The sequence below is a fragment of the Actinoplanes sp. NBC_00393 genome, from assembly GCF_036053395.1.
GTDB lineage: Bacteria > Actinomycetota > Actinomycetes > Mycobacteriales > Micromonosporaceae > Actinoplanes.
Genome location: NZ_CP107942.1, coordinates 4679300 through 4696402, shown reverse-complemented (window position 1 = coordinate 4696402; position 17103 = coordinate 4679300). Strand labels below are relative to the sequence as shown.

Below are 17103 nucleotides of genomic sequence, written 5' to 3'. Positions count from 1 at the left end.
TTTCCCGTGCGATTGTGCGACGTCCGTGCGTACCCGGAAAAGGTGTTCGCGCAGCTCAGCGCGTACCGGAAAGAGATCGTCGCCGTGACCGGGGGTGACGCCGGGCCCGGCGGCGAAGTGACCCGGTCTCCACTCGCGACGTTGGTCAACTCGCGAGCGCTCCGGAACGGCCGGGGCGCGCGGACCGATGGGAGAACGACCGGGCATGCGGAAACCTCTGGTAGCGCTCTGTGCGGCGACCGCGGTGCTGGCGGCGGGCGGTGTCACCGCGACCGCGCTGGCGCAGGAGTCACCGGACGGCGCGGATGCGTCGGACATCTGGATCTTCGAGGATCCGGTGGGGGAGGACCTGCTCGGCCCGTTCCCCGACGTGGACGAATGGGCCGGCGAACCGATGGTGGACCCGCCGACGCGACATCCCTCCGCTTCGCCCTCGCCCTCGCAGTCCGCCTCGCAGTCCGCCTCGCCTTCCGCGCTGCCGTCCGCATCGTCGGCCGTGCCCGCGCCGTCACGGTCGGTTCCGGCGCGGCGGACGCCGGTCCGGGAGACGCCCGACCGGGAAGCGCCCCGGCAGCGCCTGAACCGGCAACTGCCCGGTTTCGCCCGGCCGCAGGCCGACCCGTTCGCCGGCGCCCGCAGCGCGGTGTCCCCGTCCTCGATCTCGTCCAGCCCGTACGCCCCGGTGCAGCAGCAGGTGCTCGCCCTGGTCAACCGCAACCGCCGCAACCACGGCTGCGGGCCGCTGTCCGTGGACCGGCGGCTGATCGAGGCGGCCAACCGGCACGCGGCGGACATGGCCCGGCGCGGCTACTTCGCGCACGAGGGGCCGCGCGGCGACCGGGCCGGGCACCGGGTGGCCCGGGCCGGGTACGCGTGGCAGCGTTACGGCGAGAACATCGCCCGCGGCCAGGCCACCCCGTACGAGGTGGTGACCGACTGGATGAACAGCCCGCAGCACCGGGAGAACATCCTGGACTGCCGCCTCGACGAGGTCGGTGTCGGATTGGCGATCGCGCGCGACGACACCACGTACTGGGTGCAGGACTTCGCTACTCCCCGTTGACCCTGCGCTGACTCCCCGGAACCTCATGTCGACGACTGGGATGCCGATGGCATCCCAGTTTCGTGTCACTGTCCTTCCCTGCGCATCACTGGTGGGACGGCTGTGCTTCGATGTGCGGACCAACATTCCTGGGGAGGAAGACTTTGGCAGGGAGACGGGTTTCCGCCCGCCTCGCCGGCGCCGTCATGGCGGTGCTGGTGGGTGGCGGTCTCGGTGCGTTCGCGCTGACACCGGCGAGCGCCGGTGCGGCCGCGCCGGTGACCGCGGCCGTGGCCACCACGGTGGTCACCAAGGCGGCTGCCGCGTCGTGCGCGACCGGCAAGTATCAGAAGCAGGTCGAGGGTTACCTCAAACAACTGGGCGGCTACGGGACGGTTACGGTCGACGGCAAGCAGTCCGCCGCCGACTGCGCCGCGATCGTGAAGTTCCAGAAGCGGTTCGGCATCCAGCCGGCCAAGGGCCTGGCCGGCCCGACGACCTTCGACGTCGCCAAGCGACTGGCGGGGACGAAGACGTCGGCCTGCAAGGCCAAGAAGTCGGGCATCACCTTCTGCGTCAACCTGACCCTTCAGACGACCTGGGTGATGAAGAACGGGAAGGTGCACGTCAAGCCGACGGTCACCCGCACCGGGTACAAGGGTTACCGGACCCCGGCCGGCACCTTCAAGATCAACAAGCGGACGAAGAAAGAGTGGTCCGACCCGTACGAGGTGTGGCTGCCGTACTGGCAGCGCTTCATCGGCGGGCGCGGCTTCCACGAGACCACGACCTACATCCACGACAAGTGGCGCGGCTCGCACGGTTGCGTGAACCTGCTCCACCAGGACGCGAAGAAGTTCTACAGCATCGGCAAGATCGGCATGACGGTGAAGGTCTTCGGGCGCCGGCCCGGCACCTGATCCGCACGCTGTCGACGGGCCGCCTCCGACTCGCGGGGGCGGCCCTTCGTGATTTCGCGGCATAGAGTGGCGTCTGTGAAGCGCACGGTGATCATCGCGGCCGGTCTCCTGGTGCTGTTCGGAATGACCGCGGCCTCCTGTGACGACGAACCCACCGGGGTGCGGCTCGGCACCGCCACCATCGGCACGGTCGACGAGATCGTCGAGGCGCCCGGGACGGTCACCGCGCGTACTGCCGCGACCCTGACCGCACCGGCCGCCGGCACCGTCACCGACCTGCTGGTCGCCTCCGGCGACAAGGTCGCCGAGGGTGAGGTGCTCGCCGTCATCGAGTCACCCGAGCTGGAACGCCGCCGCGACGCCGCGAAGGACGCGCTCGACCAGGCGCCCTCCGGCGGCGGCCTGCCGTCCGGCGGCACCGCCGGGTTCACCGAGGTCCGCCACCGCACCGACAAGCAGGCGGCGAAAGCCTTCGACCAGGCCCGTGAGGCCGCCGGACAGATCGCCGACCCGCAGGTGAAGAAGACACTGAGCCACCAGATCGACGCGGCCGAGGAACAGTACGCGGCGGCCTCCTCCGCTGCCGCTGCCGCGGTGCGGCAGGTCCAGCAGGGCGTCGCGTCGCTGGGCCGGGCGATGGGCGCGCTGTCGGAAGCCCAGAGGTTGCAGGCCGAGCAGGCGTACGAGCTGGCCGACGCCGCCGTGGACGCGCTGACCCTGCGTGCCCCGGTGGCCGGGGTGGTGCAGCTCGGCGGCACCGCCCCGTCCGGTGGCGGCTCCCTCACCGACCTGCTGCAGAGCGGCGGCTCCGCACCGGCCAACATCACCGGCGCGAGCGGGACGGCCGGGGTGGACAGCGCCGTGCCCGAGGGCGGCTACGTGGCCGCCGGCACCCCGGTGCTGACCGTGGTCGACGTCAGCCGGCTCGGGCTGGCCGCCGAGGTCGACGAGACCGACGTGCTGCTGGTCGAGCCGGGTGTCCGGGCCGTGGCCGAGCTGGACGCCGCGCCCGGCGCCACCTATCCGGCCACGGTCCGCGCGGCCGACCTGCTGCCCACCACCTCCGCCCGGGGCGGCATCTCCTACCGGGTGCGGCTGGACCTGGGCGCGGGCACGTTCGCCGACGGCGGCGAGACCGCGCCCACCCCACGGCCCGGGATGAGCGCGGTGATCCGGCTGAACGTCCGGCAGGCCACCGACGCGGTCACCGTGCCCGCCTCGGCCGTGGTCAGCGCCGACGGCAAGGACACCGTCTGGACCGTGCAGGACGGGCGGTACGAGGCCGCACAGGTGCGCCTCGGGGTGCAGGGCGAGGACACCGTACAGGTGCTGTCCGGGGTCGAGGCCGGCCAGCAGATCGTGGTGGCCGGCGCCGACCAGGTGGAGGCCGGCGCCGAGGCGCCGCAATGACCGGTGCCGCGATCGTGGCGACCGACGTGTCGCGGACCTATGAGCTCGACGGGGTGTCGGTGCCCGCCCTGCGCGGCGTCTCGCTCACCGTCGGCGAGGGGGACTACGTCGCCATCGTCGGCACCTCCGGCTCCGGCAAGTCCACGCTGATGCACCTGCTCGGCGGGCTGGACCGGCCCACCGGCGGCACCCTGGTGATCGGCGGCCGCGACGTCGCCACGCTCAGCCCCAACGAGCTGGCCGAGCTGCGCAACACCACGATCGGTTTCGTCTTCCAGTCGTTCCACCTGCTGGCCCGCACGACCGCGCAGGACAACGTCGGCCTGCCGCTGGTCTACCGCGGCATCGGCCGCCGCGAACGCCGGGAGCGGGCCACCGCGATGCTGGAGCGGGTCGGCCTGGCCCACCGGATCGGGCACCGCCCCAACCAGATGTCCGGCGGCGAACAGCAGCGGGTCGCGATCGCCCGGGCCCTGGTCACCGGACCGTCGGTGCTGCTCGCCGACGAGCCGACCGGCAACCTCGACTCGGCGACCGGCCAGTCCGTGCTCGCCCTGCTCGAGTCGCTCAACGCCGACGGGGTGGCCGTCGTGCTGGTCACCCACGACCGGGAGGTGGCGGCCCGCGCCCGGCGGCAGATCGTGATGAAGGACGGCCTGATCGTCCTCGGCGGCGAGGAAAGCGGATGAGGCTCGCGGAAGCCTGGCGGGTCGCCCTGGACGCGCTGCGCGCCAACCGGCTGCGCAGCATGCTCACCATGCTCGGCGTGATCATCGGGGTGGCCGCGGTGGTCGCCCTGGTCGCGATCGGCACCGGCACCAAGGAACAGATCGAACGGCAGGTCGAAGGGCTCGGCTCCAACCTGCTGATCGTCGTACCCGGCCGGCTCGAAGCGGGCGCCGCGCCGACGTCGTCGCCACTCACCCTCGACGACGTCGAGGCGGTCGGGCGCATCGTCGGGGACCGGTCCCGGGTCGCGGTCACGGTCAGTTCGGGGGAGACCGTCCGGGCCGGCCAGCGGTCCGGATTCGCCAGCATGCAGGGGGTCACCGAGAGCACCCCGACCGTTTTCGTACGCCGGCTCGACCGCGGCGCCTACCTGACGCGCACCGACGTGAGCACCGGGCGGCGGGTCGCGGTCCTCGGCGCCGGGGTGGCCCGTGACCTGTTCGGCGAACGGGACCCGATCGGGCGGCAGCTGACCATCGGCGGGGTGCGGTTCCGGGTGATCGGCACGTTCGAGGCGCTCGGGCAGAGCCTCGGCGTGGACCGGGACGGCGAGGTACACGTACCGGTCACCGCCGCGCAGCGGCTGCTCGGCACCAACCGCATCGACGGCCTGGCCATCCGCGCCCCCGACCGGGACCGGATCGACCAGCTCAGCACGGACGTGGTCGCCGCGCTCAGCGAACGCCACCCGGACACCGACTTCAGCGCGGTCACCCAGGAACAGATCCTCGGCGTGCTCGGCGACATCCTCGGCGTGCTCACCGGCGTCCTGGCCGCCATCGCCGGGATCAGCCTGCTGGTCGGCGGTGTCGGCGTCTCCAACATCATGCTCGTCTCGGTACGCGAGCGGACCAAGGAGATCGGCCTGCGCAAGGCGGTCGGCGCCCGGCCCCGCGACATCGGCGTGCAGTTCCTGCTCGAGGCAGTGCTGCTGACCACCACCGGCGGGGTGCTCGGCATGCTCCTGGGCGGGTCGGCGGCGTTGCTCGTCGACCGGCTCAGCCCGGTGCCGGCCGCGCTGACCTGGTGGTCGATGGCGCTCGCGTTCGGGGTGTCGGCCGCGGTCGGCATCGTCTTCGGCGTGGTCCCCGCGCAGCGGGCCGGACGGCTCGACCCGGTGGTGGCGTTGCGTACCGAGTGAGGCGGCCCGCCGGGGCCAACCGCTCAGAAGGTCAGACGGCGAGCCGAAGAAGAGACGGACCCCGGAGGAGGGCGCTTTGCCGTTTCAGATACGCGACCAGCACGGTGCCGCCCGTGCCGTCGCCTACCTGATGCTGGCCGCCGGCGTCTACAACCTGGTCACCGGCGTACTCATGAAGATCGGCGCGCCGATCCTCGAACTCGTCGCCCTCGGCGTCGCCTCCGTCGCCTTCCTGATCATCGGCTGGGTCTGCCTGCGCCGCCCCGGCTCGCTGCCCCGGCCGTTCTGGCTGTCCGTGCCGTTCCTCTCGGCCGCCGTGGTCACCGGCCTCAACCTGGTCACCAAGGACACCACCACCGGCGCCCAGCTGTTCTACCTGTGGCCGCTGCTCTACGCCGCCTCCTTCCTCAGCCGCCCGATGATCATCGCGACGGTCCTGTCGATCTCCGCCGGGCACGCCGGCGTGGCCTTCAGCTACATGGAGACCGGCCCCGCGGTGAACGACTGGATCGCGATCACGGTGGCCATGGCGATGACCGCGATCGTCGTGGCCTCCCTGGTCGAACGCAACGACCGGCTGCGCGAGGTTCTGCAGGTCCAGGCAGCGTCCGACTCGTTGACCGGCGTCGCCAACCGGCGGGCGTTCGACGAGCGGCTCGCCCGTACCGTCGCGGCCGGCACCGGCCAGTTCGCCCTGATCATGATCGACGTCGACCACTTCAAAACCATCAACGACACCTGGGGCCACGCCACCGGCGACCGCGCGCTGCGCACGGTCGCCGACGCGCTGCGCGCCGCCGCCCCCGCCGGCGACCACCTGGTGGCCAGGCTGGGCGGCGACGAATTCGCGGTGCTGTTGCAGGCCGGGCCCTTGACCGCTCTGGGGTACGCCGAACAGGCCCGCAACCTCGTCCTGGCCACCGAGGACCTGCCCTCCGGCCCACCCCAGCTCAGCATCGGCATCGCCGTGCTGCCCGACCACGCCACCACAGCGGAAGACCTCCAGCGGGTCGCCGACGCCGCCCTCTACCAGGCCAAGGCCGACGGTCGTGGCCGCAGCCACTTGGCCGCCCACCCCAGCCCGCACAACGTGGGCGCCCTCTACTGAGGGCCTACCACCCGGCCACCTCACCCAGCTCCGGCCAACCCCCTCAGTCCGCCGGCCACCGCGCGCCGGCCTCGCCCGGCTTCCGCCCACCCATGCCCTTGCGGCAGCGCGCGGGAAACGCTTCTCCCGCCGACCGTCCCTACTCGGTCGCCCGCGCGCGTGAGCCGCCCTCCTCCGGCGTCTGCCGACCAAGCCCTTACCGCCCGCCCTTTCCCGTCCGGCTGACGCTGAGCGTCGTTTCCGGGCGTCTGAGGGTGTTCTGGCTGTCAGCCGGGCACCTCCGGCTGACAGCCAGTGTTGCTTCCGGGCCGTTGAGGGGTGTTCTGGGCGTCAGCCGGCGAAGATCGATCGCTGCTATTGGCGGGGGTGGACGACCGGCTGTTCGGCGGTGGGTTCGTCGATGCCACTCGGGTTCCGACTGCCGTCGGGTTCCGCATCGTCGGTGGCACGCTCGCTCAGCAGGCCGAGAATCTCCGGGGACCGCCTCGGGTACGGGCCCCAGCCGTCCCGCAGCACGTGGATGTAGACCGACTCCAGGCAAACCCCGATCCGCTCCACCAGGTCGGTGTCCTCCGGATCCCCGAGCCTGATCGCCCGGGCGAAGTGATCCAGGGCCTCCATGTGCCGCCCCTGGTCGTAGCAGCTCCGCCCGGCGTTCTCGTGCACCACGCTGCGCACCGCCGCCGGCACCTCCGCGTCCACCGCCCGCTGGAACAGCCGGTCCGCCTCCAGGTAGTCCCCACGCAGCCGCAGCACGTGCGCCAACTCCGCCTGAGCGATCACCATCGACTGCAGATCCTGCGCCGACTCAGCGTGCGCCAGAGCCAGCCGGCTGGCCGCCGCGGCCATCCCCAGCTCGCCGAGCAGACGGTAGACCTCCGCGCGTACGCTGAGCAGCCCCGCTTTGACGATATTGTCAGCCTCGTCCGCGAGGGGCCCGTCGAGCCGCTCACCCAACTCGCGAAGCGCGTCCCGGTTGTCGACCACCTCACGCAGCGACGCACCATCCAGCCGCCACCGAATCGCCGAAAGGTCCGCCGCCGTGAGCGGCAGATGCGGCGCCAGCTCCGGCCCCGGCTGCGCCTCCGCGCCACCCGTCCGCTTCCCGTCCGCGGCCGCCCCGGCATCCGCCTGCGACCCGGCACCAGCCTTGTCAAGCGGCCCGGCACCAGCCTGGTTTCCTGCGTGCGACCCGGCACCAGCCTGGTTTCCTGCGTGCGACCCGGCACCAGCCTGAGCTTCTATGTGGGACCCGGCACCATTCTGAGCTTCTGCGTGCGATCCGGTACCAGCCTGAGATCCTGCATACGACTCAGCACCGGCCTGAGCCCATGCTTCCGACCCGGTGCTGGCTTGAACTGCTTGCGTCCCAGTTCCAGCTTGAGCTTCCGCCCGCGACCCGGCGCCGGCTTTGTCGCCCGCGGTCGCCGCCTCGCCGGTCTGTGATCCAGCCGCGGCCTGATCCACCTGCGGTCCGGCATCGCCCGTTCCATCGGCTTTCGGCCCGGCTCCGCCGTTCTCGCCGGCTTGGTGCCCGGCACCAGCCCGGTCGCCCGGCTGCGGCTCACCCGGTCGCGCCACCGCGCTGCCGTCCGTCGTCAGTCCCGCCGCGCTGGCCCCGGCCGAGCCGCCCTCATCAGGCTGAGACGCTGCCGCCGGCGTCTTCGTGACAAACCACCCGCTGCCCAGCGCCGTATCGGAGTATCGGCGCGGCTCCGGATCCGGCCCAACCACGTCCAGCCGCGCGACAGGCCGCAGGTTGTGCCAGACACCCTCCGCATCCTGGTACGGCGCGTCCGCACCCGGCCGCGCCACCGGCATACCGATCTGCTCGCGCCCCGCAGCCCCACCGGCAGCCGGCTGCTGCCCGCCGCTCGACGAAGGGGAGCCGGAACCCGCCGCTGGCGGCCCGCTGACCTGCGTCGGCCCGCCGGCTGAGCCCGGCTGACCGACCGAACCCGGCTGAGTGGCTGAACCCAACCCACCGGCCGATCCCGCCTGACCAGCTGAGGCTGCCCGACCGGCCGATCCCGGCTGGCCGTCGAATCCCGGCTGGGTGGCTGAAGCCGGTCCGTCGGCCGCACCAGGCCCACCGGGCGAACCCGGCTGCATGCCCGAACTCGGCTGACCGAGTACCCCCGGCCAGTCAGCCTGTGCCGGCATACCTGCCGGCGGCGTCGGTGCCGCCCACGAGTTGCCTGGGTCGTCCGCGAGCGAACGTGCGTCCGACCGACCTGAGTGGCTTCCGGGCACCTCTCCGCGCGGGGCCGCCGGAACGGAGATCCGTTCGGCATCGCCGTTCGCAGGCACATCCGAACCGGTCCAGCCCTCCCCGCGCGGCGTCACCGACTCCGCCGACCGGCCTTCGGCCGAATGCCGCGGAGTCGGCGGCTGCACCGGTACCGGGACTACGGCCGGCGGCTGAGCTGCGGCCGGAACCGAAGGTGGCTGAGCGGGCGCCGAAAGCACCCCCGCCGGGAGCGCCGCCGGAGGTTGGACCGCGCCCGGCGCCGAATGAGATACCGGCGACTGCGGCCCGGCAGGCTGGCTGGCAGGCTGTGGCCCGGCAGGCGGCTGGCTGGCAGGCTGTGGCCCGGCAGGCGGCTGGCTGGCAGGCTGCGGCCCAGCAGGCGGCGAAGCCGGAGACGACGGCTGAAGCCCCACCGGCGGCGGCACCGCGGCAGGGGGCCGGGCCCCGGCAGACGGCGAAACCGGCGCCAACGGCTGGAGCCCTGCCGCAGCGGATGCTGACGGCTGCAGCCCGGCTGGTGGCGGGATCGGAGATGACGGCTGGAGCCCTACGGGCGGCGGAACCGCAGCAGGCGGTCGGGGCGCGGCCGGCGGGTTCACCGGCGTCCTCTGCTGGACCGGCGTAGGCACCGACCGCGAAGCGGCCGGCGAAACCGGCTGTGCCGACTCGGTCATCGACGGCTGTGCCGACGACGCTGTCGGAACCGGCTGCGCGGACGCGGCCGGTGAGATGGCCCCGGGCTGCTGAACCGCCTCGACCGGCTGTGCCGGCGCGATCGCCTGATACGCCGCAGGCGACTGTCCCGGCTGGGCCGTTGGCTGAACCGGCTGAACTGGCGGCTGGACCAGTTGCCCCGGCTGGACCGGCGGCTGAGCCGGCTGACCTGGCGGCTGGACCTGCGGAATGGCCGCAGGCTGCTGAACCGGCGCAGGCGGCCAAGCAGTCGCCGCTGCCGGCTGTCCGGAATCGGTCGCCACTACAGGCGGCGCCGGCGGCTGACCAGCCGGCGGCCAAGCCGCGGCCGGTGCCGGGCGTGCTCCCGCCGGATCCTGCGACGTGGGCGCCCAGCCAGGCGGAACCGGCGGCCGCGCCGGCGAAACCGGGCGAGCGCCGGCCGGCGGGTTGGCATCCGGGACCATCGCCCACGGACCATCGCCTTCGGCGAGAAAGACATGCGCGGTACGCGGTGAACGCCGCGACCGCTGCTGCGGCACATCAGGCCCGTAACCGGCGTTCTCTCCCGGGTAGCGGTTCCCGTCCGTACGGATCTCACCGGTCACGTGCGGCGCAGGAACAGTCGGACGCCCGGCAGCAGACTGCGGACCATCCGGCCGAGACGACCCGACATCCCGCTGACCCGGCGCACCCGCGTACCCACCGGCCGGCGCCCAGGGGCCACCCTGCCCAGCGCCTCCGACGACGGGAGGTAGGCCGGAAGCGCCCTGCTGTCCGGCTGCGGCAGGTGCTTGCCCGGGAACACCTGGCTGGCCGCCGGGGAGGGACTGCGGTCGCCCGTCATCGGGGCCGGCGAGGGACTGTGACCGTCCGTCATGGGGGCCGGCGAGGGACTGCGGCTGCCCGTCTCGGGGGCCAGCGGCGGGGGATTGCGGCCGGACGTCCTGAACCCCGTCCACCGGTGCCTGCGGGCCTCCAGCGATGCCGGCGGTCGGGTTGACCGGCACGCCTGGGCGACCGTCGGCAGGCGCGAGAGGACCGCCGGAGCGCCCGTCAACCGGGGTCGCCTGGCCGCCGGAGGCACTGGCCGCGGGAGCAACGGGCCGGCCATCAACCGGAACTGGAACGCTGGTCCGGCCGTCGGCCGGGACAGGAACGGCGGAGCGGCCGTCCGCGGGGGCCGCTGGGCCGCCGGGGTGACCGGCAGCGGGAGGAATGGGGGCGCCGGAGCGCCCGGAGGCGGGAGGGACGGGGGTGCCGGAGCGCCCGGAAGTGGGAGGGACGGGGGCGCCGGAGCGCCCGGAAGCAGGGGAGACCGGCCGGATCTCGCGGGAGCCCTCGCCTGCGCCGGGCTGGCCCATCGGCCGGACTTCGAGGGTGGCTTCCGCGTGCGCAGCAGGCTTCGCGCCCGAACGCTGGGGTCCGCCGATCACCCGCGCCGGAGGGACCGGCGCCGGGGCAGCGACTACGCGCGGCGTGACCGGCGGGTCGGCCTTGATGACGCGCGGCTGCGGTGGCGGGTCGGCACGCCTGACAACCTTCGGGGGTACGGGAGCGTCAGCGCGCCGCAGCACCCGAGGCCCCTGGTCGCCGGTGCGGTTCCCCGGCTCGGCCTCGGGCGCACGGGTCTCGCCGGGCGTGCCGTCCTCGGCGGTCTCCGGCTGCCGGGCAGTCTGGTCACCAGCACCGGTGTCCCGGGCAGCCCATCCGCCGGTCCCGGCGACCCGCTCGTTCGAGTCGACAGCGCCGGCACCGGCGTCCTGCGGAGCAGCCCATTCGTCCTGCCGGGCAGCGAGCTCGTCGGGACGCGGGCGACCCGCAGGCTCTGCCGGTCCGGCCGCGATCGCGGCGGCATCCCCGGGCTGGCCGCCCGCCGCGGGCGGACCGTCCAGGGCGCGCTCGTCCTCCCAGCGCTCACCGTCCCAGCCCCGAGCCGGCGCGACCGGGCGGCCGTCCTCCGGGAATCCAGCGGCTGTGCGGCTGTCCTCCGGGAATCCAGCGGCTGTGCGGCTGTCCTCCGGGAACCCAGAAGCCGAGCGATCGTCCGCCGGGAAGCCGGCGGCCGGGCGGCGGTCCGTGCCGCGCTGGCCACGTTCAAGTTCCGGGTAGTCGCGGTACTGACCGTAGGAGCCGGGCTCGTCGTAGGAGTCGGGCTGGGCCGGGACCTGGGCACGCCCGGCCACCGACCGGTCGTCGCGGCGGAGTGAAGCCGGACGGCGGGATTCGGCCTCGTCGCGGCGGGTGCGGCGGCCGCCCGGCGGGCGGATCGGGCCGAAGTCCTCGTCCTCCCAGGCCGGTTCGCGGCCGCGGAGGTCGCGTTCGTCGTCGTAGCGGACCACCTCGTCGCGCCGGGACGGGCCGCGGCCACGACGGCGGTCGGCGGGCTCCTCCCAGTACTCGTCGGAGCGCAGTTCGATGGTGCGGCCGGTAGGGGGCACGCGGCGGTCGTCGTCGTCCCAGTGATCGTCGGCGCGGATCTCGGCCGGGTGGCGGCGGCCGGTGTCGCGTTCGTCCTCCCAGCGCTCCTCAGCCGGACGGCGGCCCCGGCGGTCGTCCGGCCGGCGACCGGGCGAATCACCGTAACGGACAGAAGCCACATCCCGGTCCGAAGAAGGACGGTCCGAAGAAGGACGGTCCGAAGATGGGCGGCCCGACGAAGAACGGTCCGACGAAAAACGGTCCGAGGAACGGTCGGAAGAGAACCGGTCCGGGGAGGGGCGATCCGAGGAAGAGCGGCCCGCCGAGGAACGGCCCGACGACGGACGATCCGAAGAAGGGCGGCCAGACGACGAACGTCCGGACGAGGAACGACCAGAAGAGGAACGACCAGAAGACGAAGGACGGCGCAACTCAGGCCGGAACGCCGGATCATCAATCGGAAAGTCCGGTTTGTCGAAGTCGACCCCGAGCTCCGGCCGGTTGAAGTCCACGTCGTCGAAGTCGTCGCCGGCGAGGTTCGGCGCCGACGTGTCGATCGGCACGAAGTCGGGGTCGTCCAGCCAGCTGGGCCGCTGCGAGTCGAAGGCAGCCCGGCGTGCAGCGAGCTCGTCGGCGTCGGGGGAGCCGGAGCGGCGCCGGGTCGGGATGACCGGGTCCGGAGCGGTACGCCGTTCGTAGTGCCTTTCCTGGATGACCGCGGACTGCGGCATGAACGAGTACTCGCTGTACTCGTCCTCCCAGTACTCGTCGTCCTCGTAGCTCATGAGGCGGCCCCGAGCCGGCTGGGGGTGTACCCGCTGCCCCGTCGCCGCATCCGTGCCACCGTCCTCACCCCTGTTCCACCTCCGCGCACCGGTGCCCGCCCCTCGCGCTCCGGTCGATCCCTGCCACGTGGTGGATGTGGAAGGTTAATCACGGATTTGCGTAGTGCGCCACCGTCCCGCGGAGCCCTGCCACCGGTCTCGCGGTGGGCCCGCGAGGATCGGCCGTCCCGGTGCCGCAGCCCACCGGAGGTGGCCGATCAACCCGGTATACGTCTGGGTGGTGCCCCCGGTTCAATGCTGTACGCAGTCACTATGGCGGGGATCCGACAGTTCGCGCGGGCGCGCGGAACCGCCTGGTCCGATCAACGAGGGTCGTTCTCCGCAGGTGACGGCCCGGATGTCGACTTAAGAACCTTTTAAGCTTCTCTTCAGCGCAGCTAAGAACTTGTGGAGGACCCGGAAAGGGTGACGCCGGGAGTGTCGAAGGACACCCCGGACAACTGCGGATCAAGGTGTGAGGATCTGTCACGTTTGTTGTGCGCCAAGGTTCCGAAACAACGGAAGACCTCGGACTCCCCGGCAGGCGGCCACAGCCCCCCAGCTCCAGCGGCCGCCACACGCCAGAGACGATCCGCGGGGGACGACGCCCCCCGATGTTCCTTCGCGGATGATGTTCGGCGGCGTGATGCCGGGACGAGAGACGGCGGCGGGACTACCGTCCCGCCGCCGTTTCGCATCAGCGGCCAGCGGGCAGCCGCCAAAGGCAGCGGTCAGCCAGCAGCCGCCAAAAGGGCAGCGCCAGAGGGCAGCAGTCAAAAGGGCAGCGGCCAGAGGGCAGCAGTCAGAGCCGACCGTCCAGGGTGAAGTGGCCGATCCGGCCCGGCAGCACCAGCCCGGCCGCGGTCAGCGCGTTCAGCAACCCGGACAACTCGGTGCGGGTCAGCGACGAAGCCGCCGACGGATCCGGATGCGGAACACCCAGCGCGACCGCCGCCTCGATCGCCCGCGCGCCGATCGCCGCCTCCACCGCCCACACCCGGTGCGCGCAGAGCGCCGAGTGCGCGGAGACAGTCAGTTCACCGTGCAGGCGCAGCAGCCGGCGCAGGTCGGCGGCGAGTTTCTCGATCGGTGGGCCGACCGGGACCAGGCCGGGTTCGCGGCGGTCGCGGACGGCCGTCCAGCAGCGTGGCAGCACGGCGGCGGTGACGGCGGCCGCCGGCAGGGCGGCGGCGAGAAGGGTCCGGAGGGTCACGGCGACGCTCCTCACGGCGGGAGTGCGGTTCTAGCTTCGACCTTCCGCCGCGTCTCGCGGCACGTCAACCGAATTGCGCATAGCGCTGCAAAGCGGCCTCGAAGGCGGGTCCCGGGGCCGGGTCGAGGTCGGGGTGCGGTTCCGCGGCGTCCGGCACGGCGAGGCCGGCCAGCCGCGCCACCGCGCTGACCACAGTGCCGGGCGCGGCGACCGCCGCAACTTCAAGGTCCTTTTCGGTACGCACACCGCGTCCGGAAACCGTGAGCAGATGCCATCCCCGGTGCTCGTCCCATCCGAGCCCGGCCTGGTCGTGATCCCAGACCGGTCGTCCGTGCAGCCTCACCTGCCGGACGAGGTCGAACGGGATCCACCCGTCGCGCGGCGCCCGGTCGTCGGCCCGGCAGTCGGCGACCGGGATCCCGGCGGCTTCCAGGGCGGCGGCGACGGCTCTGAGGTAGGCGGCATGGCTCACCCCGTACCCCTAATAGGTCTTGCCGTGCCGGTCGCGCGCCTTCAGGCGCACAGTGGGCAGTTCTGGTGCCGGGAGTGGATCGGCCTGGCAGCCGGTGACCGCGCCGAATCGCTCGCCCGCCATCCACGCCGCGCGGGCCTCGACGATCTCCTGATGGGTACGGCCGACGAAGTTCCACCACATCACCAGCGGTTCGGTGAAGGGCTCGCCGCCCAGCAGGAAGAGCCGGGCCGGCCCGTCGGTCCGGACCGTGACGCTGGTGCGGTCGTTGCCCAGATAGAGCAGTGAGCCGGTCTCGAGGGTGGCGCCGGCGACCGTGGCGGTGCCGGACATGACGAGCAGGCCGTGTTCGAAGCCGGGGTCGAGGCTCAGCGTGTGGCTCGCGGCCGAGTCGGTGAGCAGTTCCGCGCCGAGCAGCGGGGTGTGCACCGTGGCGGGGGAGCGCAGCTCGCCGAGGCGTCCGACCACGACCGTGACGGTGAATGCGCCGTCCCGGTGGGCGGGCAGCTCGGCGTGGTGCTCGAAGCTCGCCGGGCCGTGCCGTGCGCTGTCCGGCAGGGCGACCCAGAGTTGCAGGCCGTGCATGCCGTCGGGATGCTCGGGCGGGGTGAACTCGGAGTGCGCGATGCCGTGCCCGGAGGTCATCAGGTTGAGCTGGCCGGGCGCGATCATCTGGTGGCTGCCGAGGCTGTCGCGGTGCTCGATGATCCCGTCGACCAGCCAGGTGACCGTCTGCAGGCCGGTGTGCGGGTGCGGCGGGACCCGCATGCCGGGCCGGCCGCTGACGTCGTCCGGGCCGAAGTGGTCGACGAAGCACCACGCGCCGATCATCCGGAGTTCCTTGTGCGGCAGCAGGCGCCGCACGGTGGTCCAGCGGCCGAGCGGCACGTCGTGGCCGGGGAGCAGCACGCTGTCCACGGTCTGCGTCATGCCGACGACTCTAGTGATGCCGAGCCCAGAACCTTGGTGATCGTGACCTCGATGACCACCCGTTGCGGGTTCGGGCGGGGGGTGCGGTACCGCTCGGCGTAGCGCCGTTCGGCCTCGGCGACCGGGCCGGGGTCGTCGCGGACCACGGCGAGGCCCTCCACGGTGCTCCAGCGGCGGCCGTCGACCTGGCAGATGGCGACCCGCTGCTGGCCCCGCCGGATGTGCCGGACGTGGGCCGAGCTCACCGAGGAGATCACCCGGGCCAGGCCGCCGGGCACGTCCAGGGAGGCGCCGACCGCGACGACGTGCGGCGAGCCGTCGGCGCGCAGCGTGGTCAGGGTGCAGAGATGCCGCTCGGTCCAGAACTCGAGGAGCGCTGCGGAGTGCAGCGGGATCAGGCCGCTCACGCCGGCTCCGCCGGCAGTTCGCCGCGGCGCACGGCTTGCAGCAGTTCAGCGTGGTCGCTCTCCACCTGATCCGCGTACGCGCGAGCGAACCGGCACAACGACTCGTCCAACTTGTCCCCGCTCCCTACATAGCCGGCGATCATCGAGGCGCCGCTGGTCCGCGCGTGCGACTTGGCGAGCAGGTAGCCGCAGATCCCGGCGTAGTCGGCGAGCGCCCCGGCGTTGATGTCCTCGACCAGGATCGCGCCCTTCATGTCGCGGAACTGGCGCACGTAATACTGCCGGGTGCCGACCGTGGTCCAGCCGAGCAGCGGGTCGCTGACCGTCTGCAGCGCCTGCTGGTACTCCACCACCCGCTGCCCCTGATGCCGGTGCCAGGCCAGCGCGCCGTGCTGATGTTTCGCGATGACCGACCGGCGGGCCTGCTTGAGCTGCAGGAACACCACATCGTCGGGGCTGCTGCCCTCGCACAGCGCGACGTACGCCCGCAGCCCCACCGATCCGACCCCGACCACCTTGTGTGCGATGTCGACGATCCGGTAGCCGCCGAGGATCCGGGCCCAGTGCGGTTTCAGGGTGTTCAGGTAGCCGTCGAGCGACTCGGCGAGCTGTTCACGTTCCTCGGCCGGCAGCCGGGTGATCAGCGGCGGCTCCTCGACCAGGCGGGCGGTGCCGTCGTGCCGTTCGGTGAAGCGGGGCAGCGCCCGGTCACTGGTCCGGCGGCGGGCCCGGCGGGCGGCGCGCTCGATCTCGTCGCGGAAACTGGCCCGGCTGGCGGCCGAGCGCATCGCCTGGACGTCGAGCTGGTCGAACGAGCGGGCCAGCAGCGGCTGCTCGGCCAGGTGGGCGATCTGCTCGCGGTACTCCTCGACGCAGTGCTGCACGGCGTCGGCGCACGCGCTCTCCCGGAACCCGTTCTGCCGGCCGGCGACGTGGACGCTGACCACCAGCCGGCGCAGGTCCCACTCCCACGGGCCGGGGTGCGCCTCGTCGAAGTCGTTGAGGTCGAAGACCAGCTCGCGTTCCGGCGAGGCGTAGAAGCCGAAGTTGCCGAGATGGGCGTCGCCGCAGATCACCGGGGTGATGCCGGTGCACGGCAGGGCCGCGAAGTCGTCGGCCATCAGGCCGGCGGTGCCGCGCAGGAACGCGTACGGCGAGGCGGTCATCCGGCCGATCCGGACCGGGATCAGGTGCTCGAGGCGGCCCTCGTGGGAGGCGGCGACCTGGCGTACCGGGTCGATGCGGTTCTCCGGCGCGCGCCAGTGCGCCATGTCCGAGCGGGGTGAGCGGTCGCGCAGCGATCGGCCGATCTCATAACGTTGCGCTCGCGGCGCGGCGGTACGGCGCAGCGAGGTGAAGCCCTCGTCGTTTAGGCTGCCGAACACGACGGGTCCGCTGATCGTGGGTGACGCTTCCATCGCTGCCGAGCGTACGTGTTCCGCGAGGGACCGCACGCGGGGCTTCTGGAATGCTGGTTGTTATCGATAACATTCCCGTTACGGGCGCCGGATCGGCTATCCGTCACGCTCCATCAGAACCGGACCGGACCGAGGTGCGCAAGTG

At 72.7% G+C, this 17103-nt stretch carries 13 protein-coding genes and 1 pseudogene; 7 read left to right on the top strand and 7 right to left on the bottom strand.

Annotation, left to right across the window (positions count from 1 at the left end):
* Positions 1–205 precede the first annotated feature (205 nt).
* The 6 genes and pseudogenes from OHA21_RS22100 to OHA21_RS22075 all read left to right on the top strand — a co-directional run bounded on the left by OHA21_RS22100 (position 206) and on the right by OHA21_RS22075 (position 6350).
* Complete coding sequence (locus tag OHA21_RS22100) at positions 206–1063, top strand: CAP domain-containing protein (RefSeq protein ID WP_328476520.1); 858 nt, start codon at positions 206–208, stop codon at positions 1061–1063.
* A gap of 185 nt (positions 1064–1248) precedes the next feature.
* Positions 1249–1962 carry a L,D-transpeptidase family protein gene (locus OHA21_RS22095; protein WP_328478484.1) on the top strand — a complete coding sequence of 238 codons (714 nt, stop codon included), beginning with the start codon at positions 1249–1251 and terminating at the stop codon, positions 1960–1962.
* Between the two features lie 75 nt (positions 1963–2037).
* Positions 2038–3372: an efflux RND transporter periplasmic adaptor subunit gene (locus OHA21_RS22090; RefSeq protein ID WP_328476518.1), complete on the top strand. Its 1335-nt coding sequence runs from the start codon at positions 2038–2040 to the stop codon at positions 3370–3372.
* Positions 3369–4037, top strand: a pseudogene (locus OHA21_RS22085) (ABC transporter ATP-binding protein); the annotation flags it as partial. The gene OHA21_RS22090 and the pseudogene OHA21_RS22085, both read left to right, overlap by 4 nt.
* A 20-nt stretch (positions 4038–4057) precedes the next feature.
* A complete protein-coding gene (locus OHA21_RS22080; RefSeq protein ID WP_328476514.1) occupies positions 4058–5242 on the top strand; it encodes an ABC transporter permease in 1185 nt (394 codons plus the stop codon).
* A 76-nt stretch (positions 5243–5318) separates the two neighbouring features.
* The gene (locus OHA21_RS22075) at positions 5319–6350 is read left to right on the top strand and encodes a GGDEF domain-containing protein (protein WP_328476512.1); all 1032 of its coding nucleotides are present in this window, start codon (positions 5319–5321) and stop codon (positions 6348–6350) included.
* Positions 6351–6704: 354 nt separating this feature from the next.
* Here OHA21_RS22075 and OHA21_RS22070 read toward each other — a convergent pair whose 3' ends face one another.
* Together OHA21_RS22070 and OHA21_RS22065 are read right to left on the bottom strand one after the other, a co-directional pair.
* A complete protein-coding gene (locus tag OHA21_RS22070; protein WP_328476510.1) occupies positions 6705–7337 on the bottom strand; it encodes a tetratricopeptide repeat protein in 633 nt (210 codons plus the stop codon).
* Between the two features lie 2540 nt (positions 7338–9877).
* Positions 9878–10120: a hypothetical protein gene (locus tag OHA21_RS22065; protein ID WP_328476508.1), complete on the bottom strand. Its 243-nt coding sequence runs from the start codon at positions 10118–10120 to the stop codon at positions 9878–9880.
* 544 nt (positions 10121–10664) lie between these two features.
* Between OHA21_RS22065 and OHA21_RS22060 the strand changes: the two genes are divergently transcribed.
* Positions 10665–11483 carry a hypothetical protein gene (locus OHA21_RS22060; protein WP_328476506.1) on the top strand — a complete coding sequence of 273 codons (819 nt, stop codon included), beginning with the start codon at positions 10665–10667 and terminating at the stop codon, positions 11481–11483.
* 1837 nt (positions 11484–13320) lie between these two features.
* Here OHA21_RS22060 and OHA21_RS22055 read toward each other — a convergent pair.
* The 5 genes from OHA21_RS22055 to OHA21_RS22035 form a co-directional block, all read right to left on the bottom strand.
* The gene (locus OHA21_RS22055; RefSeq protein WP_328476504.1) at positions 13321–13731 is read right to left on the bottom strand and encodes a hypothetical protein; all 411 of its coding nucleotides are present in this window, start codon (positions 13729–13731) and stop codon (positions 13321–13323) included.
* Positions 13732–13795: 64 nt separating this feature from the next.
* On the bottom strand, positions 13796–14203 hold the full coding sequence (locus OHA21_RS22050) for a DUF6292 family protein (RefSeq protein WP_328476502.1): 408 nt from the start codon (positions 14201–14203) through the stop codon (positions 13796–13798).
* 9 nt (positions 14204–14212) lie between these two features.
* Positions 14213–15133, bottom strand: coding sequence for a pirin family protein (locus OHA21_RS22045; protein ID WP_328476500.1), 921 nt, complete (start codon positions 15131–15133; stop codon positions 14213–14215).
* Positions 15130–15540 (bottom strand): pyridoxamine 5'-phosphate oxidase family protein, encoded by a 411-nt coding sequence (locus OHA21_RS22040; protein ID WP_328476498.1) that lies wholly within the window; start codon positions 15538–15540, stop codon positions 15130–15132. Before OHA21_RS22040 ends, OHA21_RS22045 begins: the two co-directional genes overlap by 4 nt.
* Positions 15537–16958 carry a DUF2252 domain-containing protein gene (locus OHA21_RS22035; protein ID WP_328476496.1) on the bottom strand — a complete coding sequence of 474 codons (1422 nt, stop codon included), beginning with the start codon at positions 16956–16958 and terminating at the stop codon, positions 15537–15539. Before OHA21_RS22035 ends, OHA21_RS22040 begins: the two co-directional genes overlap by 4 nt.
* Positions 16959–17103 lie beyond the last annotated feature (145 nt).